The following is a 22,570-nucleotide window of genomic DNA, read 5'->3' as shown; positions in this document are numbered from 1 at the left end:
GATCGTCAGGCGCGACTCTCATCGTGGCGCTGGGGCATACCCCAAACAGACGCCGGATAGATTTAAGCAAGCCAACCACACCACCCGTTGATCAGTATTGCAAAAATGGGGGTGACCATAGATTTTTTATGTGCGGGATTCCACTTCAGTCGTTGAAGTCTTCCCAGCCGCCCATCTGTTTCCAACGGTTGACGATGCCGCAGAACAGCTCGGCGGTCTTTTCGGTGTCATAGCGCGCCGAGTGGGCTTCGCGACCGTCAAAGTCGATACCGGCGGCCTGGCAGGCTTTGGCCAATACGGTCTGGCCATAAGCCAGGCCGGCGAGCGTAGCGGTGTCGAAGCTGGAGAACGGGTGGAACGGGTTGCGCTTCATGTCCAGCCGCGCCACGGCGGCATTCAGGAAGCCCAGGTCGAAGCTGCTGTTGTGCCCCACCAGGATCGCGCGTTTGCAGCCATTGGCCTTCAACGCCTTGCGCACGCCACGGAAGATATCGGTCAGTGCTGCTTCTTCACTCACCGCCATGCGCAGTGGGTGATCGAGCTTGATCCCGGTGAACTCCAGGGCCGCGGCTTCGATATTGGCGCCTTCGAACGGCTCGACGCGGAAGAAGTGGGTGTGTTCCGCGAACACAAAACCCTGTTCGTCCATGCCGATGGTGGTCGCGGCGATTTCCAGCAGCGCGTCGGTGGCGCAGTTGAAGCCACCGGTTTCTACGTCGATGACGACCGGCAGATAGCCGCGAAACCGCTCGGCCATCGGGTGACGGGAACCGCCACCGCTGTGCTCGTGTTCGTCATCGTAATGGTCTTCACTCACTTGCTTTCCTCCAGCAGGCGCCAGCGCAGTGTTTCACCGGCGCGCAGCGGGATAACAGTCAGCTCGCCAAACGGCAGGCTGACGGGGGCAGTCCAGTCTTCACGGACCAGGGTGATGCGGTCGGTATTCGCCGGCAGCCCGTAGAAACGCGGGCCGTTGAGGCTGGCGAAGCCTTCGAGTTTGTCCAGGGCGTTGCGTTGGTCGAACGCTTCGGCGTACAGCTCGATCGCCGCATAGGCGGTGTAGCAACCGGCACAACCGCAGGCCGCTTCCTTGGCATGCTGGGCGTGGGGCGCGGAGTCGGTGCCGAGGAAGAACTTCGGGTTGCCGCTGGTCGCAGCGTCCAGCAGGGCCACCTGATGGGTGTTGCGCTTGAGAATCGGCAGGCAATAGAAGTGCGGCCGAATCCCGCCCACCAGCATGTGGTTGCGGTTGTAGAGCAGGTGATGGGCGGTGATGGTCGCGCCAACGTTGGCCGAGGCCTCGGTGACGAACTGCACCGCATCGGCCGTGGTGATGTGTTCGAACACCACCTTGAGGGTCGGAAACAGCTCGACCACCCGGCGCATATGCTCGTCGATGAAGATCTTCTCGCGATCGAACACGTCGACATCGCCGCGGGTGACTTCACCGTGGATCAACAGCGGCATGCCGACTTCGGCCATCGCTTCGATCGCCGGCAGGATCTTGTCGATGCTGGTCACGCCGGAGTCGGAGTTGGTGGTTGCGCCCGCCGGATACAGCTTGGCGGCGTGTACGAAACCGCTGGCCTTGGCCTCGCGGATTTCGTCGGGCTGGGTGCGGTCGGTCAGGTAGAGCACCATCAACGGTTCGAAGCGGCTGCCGGCCGGCCGTACAGCGAGGATGCGCTGGCGATAGGCGTCGGCCTGCGCGGCATTACGCACCGGAGGTACCAGGTTAGGCATGATGATGGCGCGGCCAAACGTGCGCGCAACATCGGCCACGGTGTGGGGCAACGCAGCACCATCGCGAAGATGAATATGCCAGTCGTCGGGACGCAGCAGGGTCAGGCGGTCGGACATTGGGGATTCCAGGCGGGTCAATCTGGTGGGAATGCTACCGGAAAAGACTCTTGCAGGCACTCGCTATCAAGTTTTGCCGGATGCATCCGATAGCCTTTGGTATGCCTTAACGATGTATGACGCTTTGAAGTGTTGTAGAAACCAGTGGAGCCTCCCGTGCGCCAGCATTATCTAGCCCTGCTCAGTGTGTTCGCCAGCCTGCCTGCGATGGCCCTCACGTTCCAGACACGTCTGGAGAATATTGAGTGGAAGGTGGAGGGCGACAAATTCGAGTGCCGCTTGACCCAGCCGATCACCGATTTCGGCTCGGGTGAGTTCGTGCGCCGGGCCGGCGAGCAGGCGACATTCCGTCTGAAAGCCTTTAACGGCTTGCTCGGCGCAGGATCGGCGACCCTGCTGGCGGCGGCTGCGCCATGGCAACCGGGCCGCGGCGATATCAACCTCGGCGCCGTGCGTGCCGGCAGTGGCGATGTCTTGTTCAACAGTTCCCAGGCCCAGGCCGGGCGCCTGTTCAATGGCCTGCTCGAGGGGCGCAGCCCGACCGTGCGGCATTACGGGCGCGAAGGCGGCTATTCGGAAATTCGTCTGTTGCCGGTGAAATTCAACAAAGCCTACAACGACTATCAACTGTGTACCGCCAAGCTGCTGCCGATGAATTACGATCAGGTCAAGCAGACCGAAGTTGGCTTCCCCGGTGGCGGTATCGAGCTGGACGCAGCGGCCAAGCGCAAGCTGGCGGTGATCGTCGAATTCATGAAGGCCGATCCGACGGTCAACCATATCGAATTGAACGGTCACTCCGACAACAGCGGCAATCGCCTGACCAATCGCGATGTCTCGCGCCGTCGCGCATTGGCGGTGATGGACTACTTCAAGGCCAACGGCGTGCCGGAATCGCAGATCACCATGCGTTTCCACGGCGAAAGCTACCCCTTGGCGCCCAATACCAATGCCGCCAACCGCGCGCGCAATCGGCGCGTCAATATCCAGCTCGAACGCGTGGCTGCCCCCGAGAAACCGGCGGTGCAAGCCAAGGGCCCGAGCAACCCCGCCGCTACGTCATAAGGTGCGACCATTGGTCGCCCGCTCGACATAATCTGTCGCTTTATCTTCATTTGCTGTCGCGCCCCTGTAATTTCGCGGTTTTGATCGGTAGAATCGTTGCCTTTCCGTAAAACCCCGTGGAGTGATGGCATGGCCGACGTAAACAAGGTCGTTCTCGCGTATTCCGGCGGCCTGGACACTTCGGTGATCCTCAAGTGGCTGCAGGATACTTATAACTGTGAAGTGGTGACCTTCACCGCTGACCTGGGTCAGGGCGAAGAGGTCGAACCTGCACGCGCCAAGGCGCAAGCCATGGGCGTCAAAGAGATCTACATTGACGACCTGCGCGAAGAGTTCGTCCGCGATTTCGTTTTCCCGATGTTTCGCGCCAACACCGTCTACGAAGGCGAGTACCTGCTGGGTACCTCCATCGCACGTCCGCTGATCGCCAAGCGCCTGATCGAAATCGCCAATGAAACCGGCGCTGACGCCATTTCCCATGGCGCCACCGGCAAAGGCAACGACCAGGTGCGTTTCGAACTGGGCGCCTATGCCCTCAAGCCGGGCGTGAAAGTGATTGCCCCTTGGCGTGAATGGGACTTGCTGTCCCGTGAAAAGCTGATGGATTACGCTGAAAAGCATGGCATCCCGATCGAGCGTCACGGCAAGAAGAAGTCCCCGTACTCGATGGACGCCAACCTGCTGCACATCTCCTATGAAGGCGGCGTGCTGGAAGACACCTGGACCGAGCACGAAGAAGACATGTGGCGTTGGACCGTCTCCCCGGAGAACGCTCCCGACAAGCCGCAGTACCTGGAACTGACCTACCGCAACGGCGACATCGTCGCGCTGGACGGCGTCGAGATGACCCCGGCCACCGTACTGGCGACCCTGAACCGTATCGGCGGCGAACACGGTATCGGCCGTCTCGACATCGTCGAGAACCGTTACGTGGGCATGAAGTCCCGTGGCTGCTACGAAACCCCAGGCGGCACCATCATGCTGCGCGCCCACCGCGCGATCGAGTCGATCACCCTGGACCGCGAAGTGGCTCACCTCAAAGACGAGCTGATGCCCAAGTACGCCAGCCTGATCTACACCGGCTACTGGTGGAGCCCTGAGCGTCTGATGCTGCAACAGATGATCGACGCTTCCCAGGCTCACGTGAACGGCGTTGTGCGCCTGAAGCTGTACAAGGGCAACGTGATCGTCACCGGTCGCAAGTCCGATGAGTCGCTGTTCGACGCCAACATCGCCACCTTCGAAGAAGATGGCGGCGCCTACAACCAGGCGGACGCAGCAGGCTTCATCAAGTTGAATGCACTGCGCATGCGTATTGCGGCCAACAAGGGTCGCAAGTTGTTCTGAGTGTTCCCGTCGAAATGAAAAGTGGCCCCTTGTTCAGGGGCCATTTTTTTTGCCTGTAAAAAAGGCGCGACGATCCTGATGTTTAAAGTTGTTTAGGTTTGTTTAAAGTCTATCGAGGTTCGTCGTTTCAGAAAGTTTGATGCCTGGCCCGCCGAGGAATGAATTATTTACACCTGAGTAGGAACTATGTCTTACAGAAAATTCACTCACAAAAGTGCGGCGTAGATGTAAGTCGCGGAAAGTTCTGTAGGAAATTTATGGTGTAAATAAATATGTTGAATGGAACTGAAATCATCAGGCTTTTTTTACCTGTCGGCCCATGCGGTCGCGACATGCAAGGGGCATTTCCTGAAACGGGTGTGCGCTGCGTTTACGGTTGCCCCCCTATTCACCGGATATTTCTCTCAAAATATGTGCGAGCCCGGAAAGGTCTGAAAGGCTCCATAAAACTCGAAACATCTGAGTTGGTGTTTTTTTGTAGGTTAATTCCTATCTCGTTGTGGGTTGGGTCTCTGCTTGCTGTTGCTTGGGGTGGAACGCTATGCCAACTAGGAAACGACTAGGCTATTGTGCTTGCTCTGAATAATTCGAACAGCGAAATTGGACTTTCTCATGAATAAAGTGCTGATCGTGGATGATCATCCCGTCATTCGTCTTGCTGTGCGCATGCTAATGGAGCGTCATGGTTTTTGGAGCGGAACTAACGGTTAGGAGCGGCTTCGACCAACAAAACCGGGTGGTTCAGGCTTCTAACTTTTTTTAAAAAAATGAGGTTGCTCGGCGTGGCCTATCAGCCGGATTCTATACGAGCGCAGCTGCTACTTTGGCCGAGTTCCAATATCCATCCAGCTGAGCCGATATCTAACGAATTGTCGAGACTTTGGGACTTCTCTGCTTAGCCTTGAGGGTTCGGTTTTCATCAAGTAACACTTCATTGATTGATGCTAAGCTTGAAAGCTTAGCTCTAAGCCCCTCTAATTCTTTACGTAGTTCTTGATTCTTGCCACGCTCAACGTTTAAGTCGTGATGTTTATCATCTCTTTGTGCTCGGCTCGATCGTCCTTGGGCGTCACGAATCATCTCAGCTACATTAGGGTAGTGATTATGTATAAGAGCCGTTGAGACTCCGGCTTCACGCGCTACAGAGGCTATGGATAAGGTGGTGGCACCAAGTTTCGAACGACCCCGCTGGATGCGATATATAGCCAGTTTGAGATCTTTTTCTCTAGCATCAGCGCTTTTTCGTGTGGATGTCATTCTAGTTTGTCGTCCAAATCATGGTTTAGTTGTTTAAATACTTGGAGGCATCGATCTAAGTCCCTAGATATCCGAGCGCGACCACCTTCACCGATATCTTGGCAATTCCGTAATTCGTTTAGCTCGTTGTAAAGTTTCTCGTAAATCGGTGCCTGTTCAAGGCTTATAACTGCATTGTTGCACCCTCCACAGCGTGTCCGCTCCAAAGTGTTGCCAACACATCCGTCATTGTCAGCGGTGCACCAGGCATGACCGTTACTTCTAATTGAAGTGCTTTCAGCAATGGACATAATCATAGCTTGAGGCGATTTGAAAATGGCAAGGTTTTCAGGATTCCTCTGCCATTGTTTTATCGATCTACCATAACCACCACCAAGAATGTCCTGATTGAACCAAGATTCAACTGTCTCAGCCTTTGTGTCTTCGAGTTCGGACCGAATCTCCTCAAAGAGATCAATATCCAAGTGGGCACCCCAGTTTTGATCCATCGCATAACCTAGAGTCATATCCATGCTCCAGTGGGCAAAGTGGTCTCGTAAGTAGCGTAAGTCGCCAAATTTGCTATGTGCCACATAGTTAGCAAATTTTCTTCGAAACTGGTGAGATGTTAAATTCCAATCAACACCTGTCTCTTTAGCGAATTTTGAAAGCTGGACGGACCAAGTCCGTAGAGACAGAGTCCTAGTTTGATTGCCCTTCGAGTTAGTTTTTCCGAGAAACAAGGCGTGCCGATGCTTCCCTGCCTCGGTAATTTCTGGATCTAGTGGATCGTTTCTTTTTCTATCGACAACTTCAGCATTTACTAATGCTTGGTATGGTGCAGCCCAGCGTTCCATAATTCTCAACGCACGGACAGCAACGTCAGGAATCATCCAGTCAATCACTCCGGCATTGGTTTTTTCTGATTTTGAGCGCATCCAGTGATAAATATTTCCGCCTTCGTCTACAGTGCGGTGATGCGCTCCTGAGAATAAATTTGCTAACTCATGATTGCGGCAGCCTGAAGTGGAAGCAAGCACTATGTAGCATGCAGTTCGAAGATCGATTAATCTCCTATTTAAATCAGACTGGGTACTATCCCAGCCAGCTGCTGACAATCGGCGGCCTTTTGCCTTCCACCTTGTCATGAGACTGAGATCGCTCTCGCGACCCTCAATGTGTCCTGCATCTCTAACGTCGAGAAGCTTGTTTCCCCCCTCTAGTATTTTATGAGCTCGTTCAAATATCCGGCAGAAGATGTCGTCCGGAATTAATGGTGTCGTTCCTCCCACACGATGACGGGAGCCATTACCGACAAATCCTGTCATTGCTGATGCCGATGTTTCTGGCCATGGATGCAGTGGCATCGGTTCTGACGAGAATTGGCTCAGTTCATATACTGCCTCTACCGCTATAAAAACCTGAATTAAGCTACCGGGGGAAAGTTTTTTCCCTCTCCAGGTCTTATGGTCGCGTGATTTTGCCACATAGTTATGAATTACTAGCGGGGAGATTTCAGTCAGACTGGTTATTCCCAGCGAGTTGAGGTGGTTGATAAAACGTCTCGACCTTTCAAATAGATTCTTTACAGAACCGCCCTTGGGACGAGGCAAACCGGCTCTACCTCTTCTCATGTAGCGAAAAATGATTTCCTTTAAGACTTTTCGAAAAGATTCGGGCATTGTGAGAAAGTCGATCTTGCGAAAGGCTGCGGGCTTATTGCTTGGTATTCCATTTATATACCATTGTTCATCTCCATACCTAGACGTTACTACGCCAACGCCATCTACTACAGTTGTAGATATGATAATTTTGTCGCGATCATTTATATTCAGATTGCGGATATCATCATGTAGAGAGCTAAAGTCATCAACGTGCTTTAGTCTGACAGACTTCACATTCACGTGACAATTTCCAAAGTGGTGATCAGGTCTACAGACCAAAAAGGATGAGGGGCGATGCGTGCCCTCTCACGGGCTTCATTCACAGCCGCCGCTTTGAAAACACCACGCTTTAGACCCTCCGCAACGATATAATCATCAATGAGTCTAGGGATGTGAGCGTACTCTCGACCCCAGCGACGCTTGTCCATACGGCTTCGCTCTTCGTAGATTCTGTAGTAGAAGCTGAAGAGCTTATAAAGGTCGTCGCTGGTAATTGCATAATGCATACATCGCAGGCAGTTAAGGAAGCTCATGCATGTGGCTCCTGCGTTCTTGGGGGCGTATTGACCATTGGTTATGTCGCGGCATTTCCCCATAGGAGTTTCTTTGTACGTAGCCCCTATGGTGTTTGAAAGGAGCTCTTGTACAAGTACTTCACCAAGGAACTTCCAATTTTTCTTAGTGTTTTCATCTGGCTTCAAATAATGTTCATCAGCAACCTTCGGAGAGTTTCCAAGTGCGGCCGCTGTTGCTGCGATGTCGCCATTGGACAATTCGAAAATGCGATTTCCGAATGTTTTTCTTAGTCTAGAGAGATTGACGCGTAAGGGATCTCCGTTGTCATCGATTAGATCGTACTCTTCGGCGATTAACTTGAAAGCACGATCAATGACCTGCGGCGTTAATCCTAAAACCTTTCCTTTGCTTTGATGGGCATTCGATGAGTAAATCCAGACGCGTCCGCGCACGTGGTCGGGAGCGTCTATCAGCAATGGACTTGTGAGAGATATAATCCGACGGATAAGGCGTTCGATATTGGTCGTCAAGGTGGGGGTCGATTCCAATATACCTTCTTGATTACTATCGGCACGCAAAACGACTTTACTTGTATTTTGTCCACGACGCTTCCATAGTACCAAGAAGACACTATTATCCTTTGGGTGATTCCGTAAGCAATCTCTGGACATCTCAAGCAAAGGCGTCGCATTTCTACCGGTATGTAATGCGACAACTAAAAATGCACATGCAAGCAAGTGACCGTTGAGTGCCGAATTGTCATCCCAAATTGGCATGACCGCCGTTTTGATGGCATTTGCAAATTTAGTTCGTTCATTTTTGGAAAGGGAGGTTTCACCTTTAACAAACCGGTTACTATTTGGGAAAGGGTTTCTTGGGAAGGTTGCGTCATCACCAGAATCACTGATACCTACTACGCCTCGTCGGCCGAGCGTAGCTAAAACGGTCTTGGCGGCGTTATAGGTGGTCTTTTGAGTGTTGATGCTTGTTCCAAAGTCTGCTAGGTGGGCTAAGAATCCATCAATCATGCCGCGATTAAAATCGGCAAGTGTTAAAGCTCGCTCAAGTGCTACAGCCCTAAGCGTTAGATAATTCAAGAATGGTCTCAGGCCAGAACGGCAATATTGAGTTACCGTTATAGTCTCTACTTCAATATCTTGCCCGGCTAAAAAGCGAGATATTTGTATCTGGCATGCATATGTGATTTCATCAATGCCTACCTGATACCATGGTGAAAAATCGAATTTTCTGTATTTAGTAGTGTTGCTGCTGAAAATTACTACTTGTACTAATGGAGGAAGTTCTTCCGCGAACACCAGAGAAGTGTTGTCCTTTCTATGTGTAAGTTTTACCTGTGGAATGCTGATATCAGTTTTAACGAATATCTTCTTTTTAGCCATTAGATTGACTCAATGCTATCATTTAATTCTTCGTCATAAGCCAAGATAGCATTGTCGGCGATTTCATTTATCAGATGGAGGTAGATCATCGTTGTTTGGATTGAGCTATGCCCAAGCTGTCTCTGTAAGAAAACTAGAGGCTCGATGTTGCTTTTCCTACGCTGCAACACAACAAGAGTATGTGTGGCATAGGTATGGCGCAACATGTGTGGATGTACCTTTATTCCGACTTTACTGCCACAAGTACGAACAATACGTTCAATGCCTTTTCCATCGCTAGCAAATGGCAGGCCATCCTGATTGACGAATAAAGTTTTCGATGGCTTCGCAGCTAGTGAACTTCGCTCCCCTCTGAAAACCTGAGCGTATTTTACGACTTCGCTCAAAAAGTCCCTGCTGATGTAAATATCTCGCACCTTGCTTCCTTTGGTGCGGATACCATGTCCGTCATTCGGGTCAAGGACAATTTTTATATTTCTCTCACTCCTACCAGCCTTATCAGGGTCGAGTACATAAGCAAGCGGAAAAGTTGCCAGTTCTTCGCGGCGAAGTCCTGTTTTCAGTGCAAATCTAATGAGCATGCGGTGGTGTGAATTTTTCACGCCTTCGACCAACACCCGAACCTGGTTGAGGCTAAGAAATTTGGGAAGGCTTTTGTGACTACGTGGCATTACGTCATTGACTTGGACTTTTCCACCACTAGAGTCGACATGTGCTAAGAAACCAGTTTCTCGCTTGACCTTGCGCTCTTCAGTGGTAAATGGAAGACGATTTATCCAGCCTTTGGATAGGGAATAGAGGTAAAACTGGCATATGTAATGTAAACGCTGCCTTATCGTTGAGACAGCCAATCCGCACTCTTTCTTTGAATAGTCTCGATATGCAGCTACCAAGGCTTTAGCTTCGCCTCGATCAACATCCCGCCAGTCCAACTCATGCGCCTGGAGAAAGCTAAGATAGTCATACATCGCTCGGCCTGTACTTGGCCAAGACCTCTCAGATCCTATTGCCCCTCTCAGCAAGTAGTGTCGCATGAACTCGTTTGCTGGTATGAAGCTCTCCATATCGTCGGTCAGCAAGATGGGAAAGCCAGTATAGGGGCGCCCTGCAATTACAAACTCTTCGCTTGCCCATATCAACTCCATTTCCCGTCCACTCCCCATCAATCATTGGCTTCTCCTTTTCGAAGAGCTCTCAACTTAGATCTTGCACGGGTTAGGTTTCTTCAATCTCGGCAAGATATTGAATCACCTTGCCATTTCACCTAACGGTTAGCAAGCCCCAGAACATGGTTATGAGGTCGTTGCCGAGACCGATAACGGTGTCGATGCGTTGCAACTTGCACGGGAACATATGCCGGACATTGTCATACTGGATATTGGAATTCCCAAACTCGATGGCCTGGAAGTTATCTGCCGGCTGTCGTCCACCAAACAGGCCACACCGTTCAAGGTGCTGGTCCTGACTTCCCAGGCGCCGGGCCATTTCTCCATGCGCTGCATGCAGGCGGGGGCGGCCGGGTACGTGTGCAAGCAGCAGGACCTGACGGAATTGCTGAGTGCCATCAAGGCGGTGCTGTCCGGTTACAGCTACTTTCCCAACCAGGCGCTGAATTCGGTGCGTTCTACCATGGGCAACGCCAGCGAGGCCGACATGGTCGAGCGCCTTTCGGGACGCGAGATGATGGTGTTGCAGCAACTGGCGCGCGGCAAAACCAACAAGGAGATCGCTGACGGTATGTTCCTCAGCAACAAAACCGTCAGCACCTATAAGACACGCTTGCTGCTCAAGCTCAATGCCCGCTCACTGGTCGATCTGATCGAGTTGGCTCAACGCAATGGCCTGGTCTAGAGGAGGGCGCCACCCCATGGCTGGATAGCCAGGCGAATCGGCAGAAAAAAGCCTCCGTGAGGGAGGCTTCCGGCCGTTCTCGGCTGATCAGAGGTCGAAATCGTAATCGGCCAGCTGTTTTTGCAAGCGTCGCTCTTCCAGAAGGTTGTCGATGGTGCGGCGTTTGCTTAGATTGGTCTTGGCCACCTCTACAGGTGCTTCCTGCCCATCGTCATCCGACTCGACAAGGTCATCGTCCACTTCCAGTTGTTCTTTGCCAGTGCTCATAACGTTAACTCCGGGCTAAGACTGCCGTTGGCGCTCCTTATAACGATATTCCATGAGCGGGTAAAAAAGATTTTTTCAATCGATAGATCGAAAAAACCTATGATCCCTCAATCGTCCGACGTCTTGTCCTTGTATTCGCACAGGTCTTCGATGCGACAGCTGCCGCAGCGCGGCTTGCGGGCCTGGCAAACGTAGCGCCCGTGAAGGATCAGCCAGTGATGCGAATCGAGCAGATACGGCTTGGGGACAAACTTCATCAGTTGTTTTTCCACTTCCACCACATTCTTGCCGCGGGCAATGCCGGTGCGGTTGCTCACCCGGAAAATGTGAGTGTCCACGGCCATGGTCAGTTGCCGGAACGCCGTATTGAGCACAACGTTTGCCGTTTTGCGGCCCACGCCTGGCAAAGCCTCTAGCGCTTCGCGGGTTTGCGGCACTTCGCCGCCATGCCGCTCCACCAGTAGGCGGCAGGTCTCGATGACATTTTTCGCCTTGCTGTTGTACAAGCCGATGGTCTTGATGTATTCGGATAAACCTTCCACGCCCAAGGCATGGATCGCTGCCGGCGTGTTCGCCACGGGATACAGTTTGGCCGTGGCCTTGTTGACGCCGACGTCTGTGGATTGGGCCGAGAGAATCACCGCAATCAGCAACTCAAACGGCGTGGAGTAGGCCAGTTCGGTTTTGGGTTCCGGATTGTCTTCGTGGAGCCTGCGGAAAATTTCCAGGCGTTTTGCGGCGTTCATGGGGCAGGCGATTCCTTGCTGGCGGTCAGCGTGATTGTGAAAAATGGGCCCAGGCTTGCAACCCAGCGAGCAATAACCCGAGCAGGATAAACCCGGCCGGCATCAATGTGGTGGCGGCACTGGCGCGTAACAACCCCATGACGAGCATGAGCGCGGCGAACAGGCCGACCAACCGTAGCTGCGCCTTGCGCTGGCCCGCCTCAAAGAAACCATGGTGTTCCAGGACAACGCATTGCACGCTGATCAGCGCGAGGTAGATGCCCAACTGCTGATACAGCGGCAGCGCAAATGCCTGCAACAGTAGCTGCACACAACTGACCAGTGTCGCGGCGACCATCAAGCTGGCACCCAGCCGCAGGGACGCGCTCAGGCGCGAGCGTACCGCGCGCATGACCAGGCCGTAGAGCGTCACGGTCAGCGCCGACAACGCCAGGAAACTCAGGGCTTTGGGCAGGGTGTCAGTCACCCCGAGCAACGGTGCCAGCAGCGTTGCATTGGCCAGGCCAACGGCTCTAGTCATGGGCGTCGGGCTCCAGCAGGGATGAGCGGTGCTCGTCGAAATAGCGCAAAGCGTCATGGGTGGCGCTGATCACCGCTCGAGAGGTGAGGGTGGCACCGGCTATTTGATCGACGGTCGAGTCTTGCATGTCCGTGCGCGAACGCCCCTTGAATGAGGCCAGCCAAGGGTTGCCGGGCTGGCTGATAAGCCCGCCCAGGGTTGGGGTTTCCGATTGCGCCAGGGTCTTGATGCCCAGCAGCTTGCCGTCGCGGTCAATGGCGATCAGCAGTTCGATCGGGCCGGCATAGCCGCTGGTGCTCAACCGCAGCAGCACCGCGCTGGGTTGGCCCGACAGGCTGACCCGATAGCCACCCAGCAGTTGGCTCTCCTCCAGCGGCTGCGCAGCGATCGGCAGCGGTTGCTCCAGCGGCTGATTGTCATAACGGTCGGCGGGTAGCAGGTCGAGCAATGCCTGGCGCTTCAGGGCCAGGGCCTGGCGCGCGGCGTGATCGGCAGTCAGGTGCTGAAGGGTCAGGATCAGCGTGCCGCCGCCGATAGCGATCAGCAACGCCAGCAGTACGCCTCTGTGCGACTTCATAGGCTGACCGCCGGCTGTTTCGCGGCCACCAGGCGTTCCAGCGCCGGCACGGCCAGGTTCATCAGCAGCACCGCAAAGGCTACACCGTCCGGGTAACCGCCCCACGTGCGAATCAGATACGTCAGCAGGCCCACGCCCACCCCGAACAGCAGCCGGGCCCTGGGGCTTTTGGGGCCGGAGACCGGCTCGGTGACGATAAAAAATGCGCCGAGAAGCGTGGCGCCCGTCAGCAGATGAAACAGCGGCGAGCCGTGGGAGTCAGAGCCCGAGCCATTCCAGCACAGCAGGCTGATCACAAACAGGCTACCCAACATGCCCAAGGGCGCGTGCCAACTGAATACCCGCTGGCGCAACAGCCACAGCCCGCCGGCCAGAAACGCCAGGTTCACCCACTCGCTGCCCTTGCCGCCGACATGCCCAAATGCCGGGTTGCGCGCGAACAGTTCATCGATGGTCAGGCTTTTGTTCAGTCGCAGGGCGTCCAGTGCCGTGGCCTGGGCCCAGGCATCGGGCGCGTCGCGGTGCAGGCCGAATACCTGTTGTGCGCCGGCCAGCAGGTCCATGCCGTGGGTGGTCGGCCAGTGCGTCATGAGTTGCGGAAAGGCCACCAGCATCGACGCATACCCGACCATCGCCGGGTTGAAGGGGTTGCGCTGGCCGCCGTACAGGTGCTTGCCCAGCAGCAGTCCACTGGCCACGGCCGCCACGCACAGCCACCAGGGGCAATAGGGCGGCAGTGCCAGGGCGAGCAGGGTCGCGCTGACCAGGCTGCTCAGATCGCCGCCACGCGCCCCCCGCAGGCGTTGCACGCCCGCATCGACCAGCAGTGCGCAGCCCGTCGCCAGCAACAGATTGATCAACACGCCCCAACCGAACAGCCAGAACATTGCCAGCCCACCCGGCAGTGTCGCCAGCAACACCCGTTGCAGGGCCTGTTGAGGCTCAAGCGTGGCCATGGGCATCCACCTGGCGCTGTGCTGCGTCGAGATTGGCGTGTGCCTCGGCCAGTTGCTGTGGGTCGGCGTTCCTATCCTGGGCTTTCTTCAATTCGGCGCGCCGCATTGCCAGTTGGATCTTGGCGCGCTTTAGATCGGCGGTGTTGGCGGGGGCCGGCGTTGCAGGCGCGGGGTTCACCTCCAGAGCGGCCAATGCCTGCTCCGCGGCTTCGAACTGTTGTTGCAGCACGATCAGTTGCGACTGCTGTTCAAAGGTGGGCGGATGCCCGAATGCCTTCAAGGATTTATGCAACTGTGCACGGCTCATCGCCACGTTGATCTTGGCTTTCTTGATCGCGGCGTCCTGGGCTGCCTGCGCCGCATCGATCGGCACGGCGGCCAACGGCGCGGCTCGCTTGGCGCGGGCCAGGCGTTCGGCCTGTTTGTGTTCTTCTTCCCGTTGCAGGCGCGCGTTGCGTTGCTCAAAGCGTCGCCGTGCGCGGTCTCGCTTCAAGCCGCGCGCGCGGCGCTGGTGGTCGTTGGTCGCCAGGCCGCCGACAATCGGCAGCACCGCCACTAGCGGGCGCATCTCGATGCAATCGACCGGGCAGGGCGCGACGCACAGGTCGCAACCGGTGCATTCGTCGATGATCACGGTGTGCATCCATTTGGCCGCGCCGACAATTGCATCCACCGGGCAGGCCTGGATGCATTTGGTACAGCCGATGCATTCGGCCTCACGGATGTAGGCAATCTGTGGTGGCGCTTCGCCGCGGCTGGTATCCAGTGCCAGTACCGGCACGTTCAGCAACTGCGCGAGCGCGCCGATCGTTTCCTGCCCGCCCGGCGGGCACTTATTGATGGCTTCGCCTTGGGCGATCCCTTCGGCGTAGGGCTTGCAGCCCGGGTGCCCGCACTTGCCGCATTGGGTTTGCGGGAGCAGCGCGTCGATACGTTGAATCAGGCTCATGCTTTGATCATTGCGTTGAAACCCAGAAAAGCCACCGCCATCAGCCCGGCGCTGATCAGTTCGACCGGCAGGCCGCGGAAGGGCAGCGGGATGTCGTTGTCGGCGATGCGCTGGCGCAAGTCGCTGAACAGGCTCAGCACCAGCCAGAAGCCGAGCCCGGCGCCCACGCTCAGTGCCGCCATGTGCGCCAGCCCCTCATCATCTTCAATGCCCAGCAACACCACGCCCAGTACCCCGGCGTTGCCCAGCAGCAGCGGCCATAACCCTTCCGTCGGCAGCGTCGGGCGCAGGCGCATGAGCGCGCCGAGCACGGGGCGGATCAGCAGCGCGGTCAGCGGTAAAAACACCCACAGCCGCAGGGCAGTCAACCCCAACGGTTGCAGCACGTAGTGATCCAGCAAATAGGCCAGCACGCCGCTCACTGCCATCAACACGGTGGTGGCAATCCCCAATGCATGCACCCGCGAGCGTGAATGCGCGGCCAGTATCGGGTCGACGGCCAACGGCATCTGCAACACGAGGTTGTTGATCAGGGCGGCGCTGACAAGGGTGAGGAGCATATCGGTCATGGGCATGCCGGTTAAGCGAACAGGGCCTGATTATCCGGCAAGCGAGAAGGGGGTACTAGCTGAAAAGCCCTGTCGCCGCGACGACAGGGCTGTTTTGCAGGGCTTACTTGATGCGTTGACCCGGCTTGGCGCCGCTGTCAGGGCTCAGCAGGTAGATTTCTTCGCCGCCGGGGCCGGCCGCCATCACCATGCCTTCGGAAATACCGAACTTCATTTTCCGCGGCTTGAGGTTGGCGATCATCATGGTCAGGCGACCATTGAGCTTGGACGGGTCCGGATAAGCGCTCTTGATCCCGGAGAACACGTTGCGTTGCTCGTCGCCGATGTCGAGGGTCAGGCGCAGCAGCTTGTCGGCACCTTCCACGGCTTCGGCCTTGAGAATCAGCGCAACCCGCAGGTCGACGGCGGCAAAGGCGTCGAACTCGATCTCCGGGGACAGCGGGTCCTTGACCAGTTCACCGTTGCCAGCCGGGTTCGATTCGCCGGTGTCGGTCGGGCTGGCGACCAGGTCTTCTTTCGACGCGTCGCTCATGGCCTGGACTTTTACCGGGTCGATACGGGTCATCAATGGCTTGAACTCGTTCAATTGATGGTTGCTGAGCAAGCTGGCGTGGTCGTTCCAGGTCAGCGGCGCGACGTTGAGGAACGCCTCGGCATCCGCGGCCAGCAACGGCAGCACCGGCTTGAGGAAGATCACCAACTGGCGGAACAGGTTGACGCCGGTGGCGCAGATGGCCTGGACTTCCGCCTGCTTGCCTTCCTGCTTGTTCAGCGACCACGGTGCCTTGTCGGCGATCCACGCGTTGGCGCGGTCGGCCAGGCCCATGATTTCGCGCATGGCGCGGGCAAAGTCGCGGGCTTCATAGGCATCGGCGATGCTTGGCGCGGCGGCCAGGAACGCGTCGGTCAGTTCCGGTGCGGCATTCTCGGCCACCAGCACACCGGCATTGCCCTTGTGGATGAAACCGGCGCAACGGCTGGCGATGTTGACGACTTTGCCGACGAGGTCCGAGTTGACCTTCTGTACGAAGTCTTCCAGGTTCAGGTCAAGGTCGTCGACACCACGGCCCAGCTTGGACGCATAGTAGTAGCGCAGGTATTCCGGCGACAGGTGATCCAGGTAGGTGCGCGCCTTGATGAAGGTGCCACGGGACTTGGACATCTTCTGGCCGTTGACGGTCAGGTAGCCGTGTACGTTGATGCCGGTCGGCTTGCGGTAGCCCGCACCTTCGAGCATCGCCGGCCAGAACAGGGCGTGGAAGTTGACGATGTCCTTGCCGATGAAATGGTACAGCTCGGCGGTGGAGTCCTTGCCCCAGAACGCATCGAAGTCCAGCTCCGGCGTGCGCTTGCACAGGTTCTTGAAGCTGGCCATGTAGCCGATCGGGGCGTCCAGCCACACGTAGAAATACTTGCCCGGCTCGCCTGGGATCTCAAAGCCGAAGTACGGCGCATCGCGGGAAATGTCCCACTGTTGCAGCCCGGCATCCAGCCATTCGGCGATCTTGTTGGCGACGGCGTCCTGCAGGGTGCCGCTGCGCGTCCAGGTTTGCAGCATCTGCTGGAAATCCGGGAGCTTGAAGAAGAAGTGCTGGGAATCCTTGAGCACCGGTGTGGCGCCGGAGATCGCTGACTTGGGGTTCTTCAGGTCGGTGGGGGCGTAGGTGGCACCGCATTTTTCGCAGTTGTCGCCGTACTGGTCCTCGGTGCCGCATTTCGGGCAGGTGCCCTTGATGAAGCGGTCGGCCAGGAACATTTTCTTTTCCGGGTCGAAATACTGCGTGATCGAGCGCGTGGCAATGTGCCCGGCGTCCTTCAACCGCAGGTAGATCTGGCTCGACAGCTCGCGGTTTTCGTCGGCGTGGGTCGAATGGAAGTTGTCGAAGTCGACCAGGAACTCGGCAAAGTCGGCGCTGTGTTCAGCCTGCACATTGGCGATCAGTTGTTCCGGGGTGATGCTTTCCTTTTCGGCGCGCAACATGATGGCCGAACCGTGGGCGTCGTCCGCGCAGACATAGATGCATTGATTGCCGCGATGCTTCTGGAAGCGCACCCACATGTCGGTCTGGATGTACTCAAGCATATGGCCAAGATGGATGGAACCATTGGCATAGGGCAGGGCGCTGGTGACGAGGATCTTGCGTGGCTCGGACATGGGGCTCGGCTACTCGATGAAACGGAGGTCGGCCACTATAAAGCGCCGGCAAATATATTTCACCCCGTGGCGCTGTTTCAGCATCTTCCCAACCTGCGAAAGCATGCCGTTAAGCCGCTGGAACGGTTAGGATAGCCGCCTGTTTCAGTCAGTCTTTTTCGGGAGTAGCCCATGAGCGCCGTTAATCGCGCAGCGGTGGAAGCCGTTCTTCGCCAGTACACCGACCCCTATTTGAACCAGGATCCGGTCAGTGCCGGTTGTGTCCGCGCCATCGAGATCCAGGGCGACCAGGTGTCGGTCCGGATGGAACTGGGCTATGCCGCCGGTCTGTTCAAGAGCGGCTGGGCGCAGATGCTGCAAATGGCCATCGAAGGCCTCGACGGCGTGCGTTCCGCCAAGGTCGACATTCAGTGTGTGATCGCGCCGCACAAGGCCCAGGCGCAGATCCCCGGCCTGGCCAATGTGAAGAATGTGGTGGCCGTGGCCTCCGGCAAGGGCGGCGTGGGCAAATCCACCACGGCGGCCAACCTGGCGCTGGCGCTGGCGCGCGAAGGCGCCCGCGTGGGGATTCTCGACGCGGATATCTACGGCCCGAGCCAGGGCGTGATGTTCGGCATTGCCGAGGGCACCCGCCCGAAAATCAAGGACCAGAAGTGGTTCGTGCCCATCGAGTCGCTGGGTGTGGAAGTGATGTCCATGGCGTTCCTGACCGACGACAACACGCCGATGGTGTGGCGCGGGCCGATGGTTTCCGGCGCTTTGCTGCAACTGGTGACCCAGACCGCCTGGGGCGATTTGGACTACCTGGTGATCGACATGCCGCCAGGCACCGGTGACATCCAGCTGACCCTGGCGCAAAAAGTCCCGGTGGCCGGTGCGGTGATCGTGACCACGCCGCAGGACCTGGCGTTGCTGGACGCGAAGAAAGGCGTGGAAATGTTCCGCAAGGTCAACATCCCGGTGCTGGGCGTCGTGGAAAACATGGCGGTTCACATCTGCTCCAACTGTGGCCATGCCGAGCACCTGTTCGGTGAGGGGGGCGGCGAGAAGTTGGCGACCCAGTACGGCGTCGAACTGCTGGCCTCGCTGCCGCTGGCGATGGTGATTCGCGAACAGGCCGATGGTGGCAAACCGACAGTGGCGGCCGAGCCTGATGGCCAGATCGCCATGGTTTATCAGGAACTGGCGCGTCACGTGGGCGCGCGGATTGTCCTGCAAGAAGCGGCTTCACCGGCCATGCCGACGATTACAGTCAGCGACGACTGAGTCATTCGTAGGAAACAAGCCCCGCTATTGTCGGGGCTTTTTCTTGTCCGCCGAACGGCCAGGTATCGCTTGTCAGGCTCTTACGCAGTTGCTCGTGTAAGCATTTGCTTACTCTCGCGTAAGTGTTTGGTTTTTTTTGCGTTCCTGGACGTCGCGAATTGTCTGGCCATATTTCTAATCAATTGAAATATAACAATTATTTATTGGCTCGCGAGAGCGAAAGCTCGGCAGGCGGCGGGTTGGGTTGCGTTGTACTTCCCTGGGAACTGGTTACTATCAGTCCTGTGTCCACGGATTGACACAGCCATCAAGGAACGATGGTTTGAAGGAACGTCGCAGGATGCGATTCATCAGGATGATGAAAAAGGAATACAGGGACTAGGGAAAAAATGTGGGCGGGTCATACCGCCCCTTTTTTCGCCTGCAGAAAAGTGAAATGCCTGCCCCTGAACGCAAAAAAGGCCCGCAAGGGGCCTTTTTTGTTGGGCTGCGGCGCTGTCAGCGCTCGAGATCCTTGATCTTGCCTTTTACGCCATCCCACTCTTCCGCATCCGGCAGCGACTCTTTCTTCTCCGTGATGTTCGGCCAGATTTCCGCCAGTTCGACGTTCAACTGGATAAATTCCTGCATATCTTCCGGGACCTCGTCCTCGGAGAAAATAGCGACGGCCGGGCATTCAGGTTCACACAGGGCGCAGTCAATGCACTCATCCGGGTGGATCACCAGGAAATTCGGGCCTTCGTAGAAGCAGTCCACCGGACAGACTTCTACGCAGTCGGTGTATTTGCACTTGATGCAGTTGTCGGTGACGACGAAGGTCATTTCTAATTTTCTCCTCAGGCGGCGGCAGCGAAACCCCTTATGGTGGGGCCCGCGAGGTTTGAGAGCGATAATCTGCGAGCCAGGCTAAAAGCCCGCAGCATCCCAAACCGCGCGAGATAATATCAGCTTGCAAGCGTCTGCGTTAGATCTGTGTCTTCAGTGTATAGAGCATTTCCAGCGCTTTTCGCGGTGTCAAGTCGTCCAGGTCAAGTTTTGCCAATTCATCCAGCACCGGATGGGGCAGGCTGGCAAACATATCGCTCTGGTGTGGCGCGTTGGATTTGCTGTTGCTCTTCTTCGGGCTGGCGACCACGGTGTCGTGGGGCAGGGCGGTGGCTTCCAGGCGGCTGAGGTGCTCGCGGGCGCGGCTGATCACGTCGTTCGGCACACCGGCCAACTGCGCCACGGCCAGGCCGTAACTCTGGCTGGCCGGCCCTGGCAGCACATGGTGCAGGAACACGATACGTTCGTTGTGCTCGGTGGCATTGAGATGCACGTTGGCCACCAGCGGCTCGCTTTCCGGCAGCACGGTCAGTTCGAAGTAGTGGGTGGCGAACAGCGTATAGGCGCGCAGGTGCGCCAGGCGCTCGGCCGCCGCCCAGGCCAGGGACAGGCCGTCGAACGTGCTGGTGCCGCGACCGACTTCGTCCATCAGCACCAGGCTGCGCTCGGTGGCGTTGTGCAGGATGTTCGCGGTTTCGCTCATCTCCACCATAAAGGTCGAGCGGCCGCCGGCGAGGTCATCGCTGGAACCGATCCGCGTGAAGATGCGGTCCACCAGGGACAGCTCGCAACTGGCCGCTGGCACAAAGCTGCCGATATGCGCGAGCAACACGATCAATGCGGTCTGACGCATGTAGGTGGATTTACCGCCCATATTCGGACCGGTGATCACCAGCATGCGGGTTTCGTCATCCAGCGACAGATCGTTAGCGACAAACGGCGTGGTCAATACCTGCTCCACCACCGGGTGGCGCCCCTGCACGATACGCATGCAGGGTTCGCTGACAAACCGCGGGCAGTTCAAGTCAAGGTTCAGCGCGCGCTCGGCCAGGTTGCTCAGCACATCCAGCTCGGCCAGGGCGGCGGCGGTGTCTTGCAGTGGCGCGAGGCGGCTGATCAAGTCTTCGAGCAGTGCTTCATACAGCATCTTTTCCCGCGCCAAGGCACGGCTCTTGGCCGACAGCGCTTTATCTTCGAACGCTTTCAGCTCGGGGGTGATGAAGCGTTCGGCACCTTTAAGGGTTTGACGACGTTGATAGTCGATGGGCGCCTGCTCGGCCTGCTTGCTCGGCAACTCGATGAAGTAGCCATGCACACGGTTGTAGCCGACCTTCAGGTTGGCCAGCCCGGTGCGGGCTTTTTCGCGGGCTTCCAGGTCGATCAGGAACTGCCCGGCGTTTTCGCTCAGGGACTGCAGTTCATCCAGTTCGCTGTCGTAACCGGTCTTGAGTACGCCGCCGTCGCGGATGATCGCCGGCGGGTTGTCGATAATGGCTTTTTCCAGCAGGGCCGCGAGGTCCGGATAGGTGCCGGTGGTGACGGCCAGCTGTTGCAGGTGCGGCGTGTCCAGTTCGGTCATCGCCGCTTGCAACTGCGGCAGGGCGCCGAGGGCATCGCGCAGGCGCGCCAGGTCGCGCGGGCGTGCGTTGCGCAGGCCGATCCGCGCGAGGATGCGCTCGATATCGCCGATTTCTTTCAACTGTGGCTGCAGCTTTTCGAAGCGATAGCCGTCGAGCAGGCAGGTAATCGACGTCTGCCGCGCTTGCAGCACCGTCAGGTCGCGCAACGGACGGTTCAGCCAGCGCGTCAGCAAGCGGCTGCCCATGGCGGTCTGGCAACGGTCGACCACCGATTGCAGGGTGTTGTCGCGCCCGCCCGCCAGGTTGGTGTCCAGCTCCAGGTTGCGACGGCTGGCGCCGTCGAGCACCACGGTATCGTCCAGGCGCTCATGGCGCAGGCTGCGCAAGTGCGGCAGGGCGGTGCGCTGGGTTTCCTTGGCGTAGCTGAGCAGGCAACCGGCGGCGCCGATGGCCAGGGTCAGGGTTTCGCAACCGAAGCCCTTGAGGTCCTGCACGGCGAACTGCTGGCACAGACTTTTCAGCGCCGAATCACGCTCGAAATCCCACGGCGCGCGACGCTTGGTCCCACGACGACGTTCCGCCGGCAGGTCCTTTGGCCAATCATCCGGGATCATCAGCTCCACCGGATTGATACGCTCCAGCTCCGCCAGCAGGTTCTCCCAGCCTTTGGTCTCCATCACGCTGAAGTTGCCGCTGGTGATATCCAGCACCGCCAGGCCGAACAAGCGCTCGTCGCCGAGCACCGCAGCGATCAGGTTATCGCGACGCTCATCGAGCAGCGCCTCATCACTCACCGTCCCCGGCGTAATAATACGCACTACCTGACGCTCAACCGGCCCTTTGCTGGTAGCCGGGTCGCCGATCTGCTCGCAGATCACCACCGACTCGCCCAGCTTCACCAGCTTGACGAGGTAGCCTTCCAACGAATGGTAAGGAATCCCACACATCGGAATCGACTGCCCCGCCGACTGCCCACGGGCGGTCAGGGTGATGTCCAGCAACTTGGCGGCTTTCTTCGCGTCTTCGTAGAAGATCTCGTAGAAATCGCCCATGCGATAGAACATCAACTGATCAGGGTGCTGGTTTTTCAGGCGCCAGTACTGCTGCATCATTGGGGTGTGGGAGGACAGATCGGAAGTGGTTTTACTCATCAGATAATTAGCGAATTCGTTAAAAGGAGTGGCAAAGGGGGCACTTGGCCCGGCTGATTTTGCGATGGCG

The 22,570-nt window shown here is 57.1% G+C and carries 18 protein-coding genes and 3 pseudogenes; 5 read left to right on the top strand and 16 right to left on the bottom strand.

Annotation, left to right across the window (positions count from 1 at the left end):
- Nucleotides 1-145: 145 nt before the first annotated feature.
- On the bottom strand, nt 146-817 hold the full coding sequence (gene rnt / locus TU80_RS27335) for a ribonuclease T (RefSeq protein WP_017844623.1): 672 nt from the start codon (nt 815-817) through the stop codon (nt 146-148).
- Nucleotides 814-1,860 (bottom strand): dihydroorotase, encoded by a 1,047-nt coding sequence (gene pyrC, locus TU80_RS27330; protein WP_017844624.1) that lies wholly within the window; start codon nt 1,858-1,860, stop codon nt 814-816. Before pyrC ends, rnt begins: the two co-directional genes overlap by 4 nt.
- Nucleotides 1,861-2,016: 156 nt before the next feature.
- Between pyrC and TU80_RS27325 the strand changes: the two genes are divergently transcribed.
- The 3 genes and pseudogenes from TU80_RS27325 to TU80_RS32830 all read left to right on the top strand — a co-directional run.
- Nucleotides 2,017-2,925 carry a flagellar protein MotY gene (locus TU80_RS27325; RefSeq protein WP_057005827.1) on the top strand — a complete coding sequence of 303 codons (909 nt, stop codon included), beginning with the start codon at nt 2,017-2,019 and terminating at the stop codon, nt 2,923-2,925.
- Between the two features lie 129 nt (nt 2,926-3,054).
- Nucleotides 3,055-4,272: an argininosuccinate synthase gene (locus TU80_RS27320; RefSeq protein WP_017844626.1), complete on the top strand. Its 1,218-nt coding sequence runs from the start codon at nt 3,055-3,057 to the stop codon at nt 4,270-4,272.
- Between the two features lie 612 nt (nt 4,273-4,884).
- A pseudogene (locus tag TU80_RS32830) lies at nt 4,885-4,962 on the top strand (DNA-binding response regulator); the annotation flags it as partial.
- A gap of 171 nt (nt 4,963-5,133) precedes the next feature.
- On the opposite strand, the gene TU80_RS32185 reads toward TU80_RS32830, so the two are convergent.
- The 4 genes from TU80_RS32185 to TU80_RS27305 are packed head-to-tail and all read right to left on the bottom strand — an operon-like array spanning nt 5,134 to nt 10,233.
- Complete coding sequence (locus TU80_RS32185; protein WP_082643904.1) at nt 5,134-5,529, bottom strand: TetR family transcriptional regulator; 396 nt, start codon at nt 5,527-5,529, stop codon at nt 5,134-5,136.
- Nucleotides 5,526-7,412 (bottom strand): site-specific integrase, encoded by a 1,887-nt coding sequence (locus TU80_RS27315; RefSeq protein WP_057005826.1) that lies wholly within the window; start codon nt 7,410-7,412, stop codon nt 5,526-5,528. Before TU80_RS27315 ends, TU80_RS32185 begins: the two co-directional genes overlap by 4 nt.
- Complete coding sequence (locus TU80_RS27310; RefSeq protein ID WP_057005825.1) at nt 7,409-9,088, bottom strand: hypothetical protein; 1,680 nt, start codon at nt 9,086-9,088, stop codon at nt 7,409-7,411. Before TU80_RS27310 ends, TU80_RS27315 begins: the two co-directional genes overlap by 4 nt.
- The gene (locus TU80_RS27305) at nt 9,088-10,233 is read right to left on the bottom strand and encodes a tyrosine-type recombinase/integrase (protein WP_057005824.1); all 1,146 of its coding nucleotides are present in this window, start codon (nt 10,231-10,233) and stop codon (nt 9,088-9,090) included. Before TU80_RS27305 ends, TU80_RS27310 begins: the two co-directional genes overlap by 1 nt.
- 142 nt (nt 10,234-10,375) lie before the next feature.
- Between TU80_RS27305 and TU80_RS27300 the strand changes: the two are divergent.
- Nucleotides 10,376-10,939, top strand: a pseudogene (locus tag TU80_RS27300) (LuxR C-terminal-related transcriptional regulator); the annotation flags it as partial.
- 87 nt (nt 10,940-11,026) lie between these two features.
- Here TU80_RS27300 and TU80_RS27295 read toward each other — a convergent pair.
- The 8 genes and pseudogenes from TU80_RS27295 to metG form a co-directional block, all read right to left on the bottom strand.
- Nucleotides 11,027-11,206 (bottom strand): PA3496 family putative envelope integrity protein, encoded by a 180-nt coding sequence (locus TU80_RS27295; protein ID WP_017844628.1) that lies wholly within the window; start codon nt 11,204-11,206, stop codon nt 11,027-11,029.
- A 107-nt stretch (nt 11,207-11,313) separates the two neighbouring features.
- On the bottom strand, nt 11,314-11,952 hold the full coding sequence (gene nth / locus TU80_RS27290; RefSeq protein ID WP_046384541.1) for an endonuclease III: 639 nt from the start codon (nt 11,950-11,952) through the stop codon (nt 11,314-11,316).
- Nucleotides 11,953-11,977: 25 nt separating this feature from the next.
- Nucleotides 11,978-12,472, bottom strand: coding sequence for an Rnf-Nqr domain containing protein (locus tag TU80_RS27285; RefSeq protein WP_057005823.1), 495 nt, complete (start codon nt 12,470-12,472; stop codon nt 11,978-11,980).
- The gene (locus TU80_RS27280; RefSeq protein WP_057005822.1) at nt 12,465-13,049 is read right to left on the bottom strand and encodes an RnfABCDGE type electron transport complex subunit G; all 585 of its coding nucleotides are present in this window, start codon (nt 13,047-13,049) and stop codon (nt 12,465-12,467) included. Before TU80_RS27280 ends, TU80_RS27285 begins: the two co-directional genes overlap by 8 nt.
- Nucleotides 13,046-14,005, bottom strand: a complete 960-nt coding sequence (locus TU80_RS27275; protein WP_057005821.1) for an RnfABCDGE type electron transport complex subunit D — start codon at nt 14,003-14,005, stop codon at nt 13,046-13,048. The genes TU80_RS27280 and TU80_RS27275 overlap by 4 nt, the downstream gene beginning before the upstream one ends.
- A 556-nt stretch (nt 14,006-14,561) precedes the next feature.
- Nucleotides 14,562-14,933: pseudogene (gene rsxB / locus TU80_RS34075) on the bottom strand (electron transport complex subunit RsxB); the annotation flags it as partial.
- Nucleotides 14,934-14,950: 17 nt separating this feature from the next.
- Nucleotides 14,951-15,523 carry an electron transport complex protein RnfA gene (locus tag TU80_RS27265; protein ID WP_057005819.1) on the bottom strand — a complete coding sequence of 191 codons (573 nt, stop codon included), beginning with the start codon at nt 15,521-15,523 and terminating at the stop codon, nt 14,951-14,953.
- Nucleotides 15,524-15,626: 103 nt separating this feature from the next.
- Complete coding sequence (metG, locus tag TU80_RS27260; RefSeq protein ID WP_057005818.1) at nt 15,627-17,678, bottom strand: methionine--tRNA ligase; 2,052 nt, start codon at nt 17,676-17,678, stop codon at nt 15,627-15,629.
- 171 nt (nt 17,679-17,849) lie between these two features.
- Here metG and apbC point away from each other — a divergent pair, with 171 nt between their 5' ends.
- A complete protein-coding gene (gene apbC, locus TU80_RS27255) occupies nt 17,850-18,944 on the top strand; it encodes an iron-sulfur cluster carrier protein ApbC (protein WP_046384535.1) in 1,095 nt (364 codons plus the stop codon).
- 498 nt (nt 18,945-19,442) lie between these two features.
- Here the strand turns inward: apbC and fdxA are convergent, their stop codons facing one another.
- Nucleotides 19,443-19,766 carry a ferredoxin FdxA gene (gene fdxA, locus TU80_RS27250; protein WP_003222178.1) on the bottom strand — a complete coding sequence of 108 codons (324 nt, stop codon included), beginning with the start codon at nt 19,764-19,766 and terminating at the stop codon, nt 19,443-19,445.
- 142 nt (nt 19,767-19,908) lie between these two features.
- A complete protein-coding gene (gene mutS / locus TU80_RS27245; protein ID WP_057005817.1) occupies nt 19,909-22,500 on the bottom strand; it encodes a DNA mismatch repair protein MutS in 2,592 nt (863 codons plus the stop codon).
- Between the last annotated feature and the right edge of the window lie 70 nt (nt 22,501-22,570).

Source organism: Pseudomonas veronii (assembly GCF_001439695.1).
In the GTDB taxonomy this organism is placed as follows: domain Bacteria; phylum Pseudomonadota; class Gammaproteobacteria; order Pseudomonadales; family Pseudomonadaceae; genus Aquipseudomonas; species Aquipseudomonas veronii.
The sequence above is the reverse complement of the archived record's forward strand: the minus strand, read 5'-3'. Positions and strand labels throughout refer to the sequence as shown.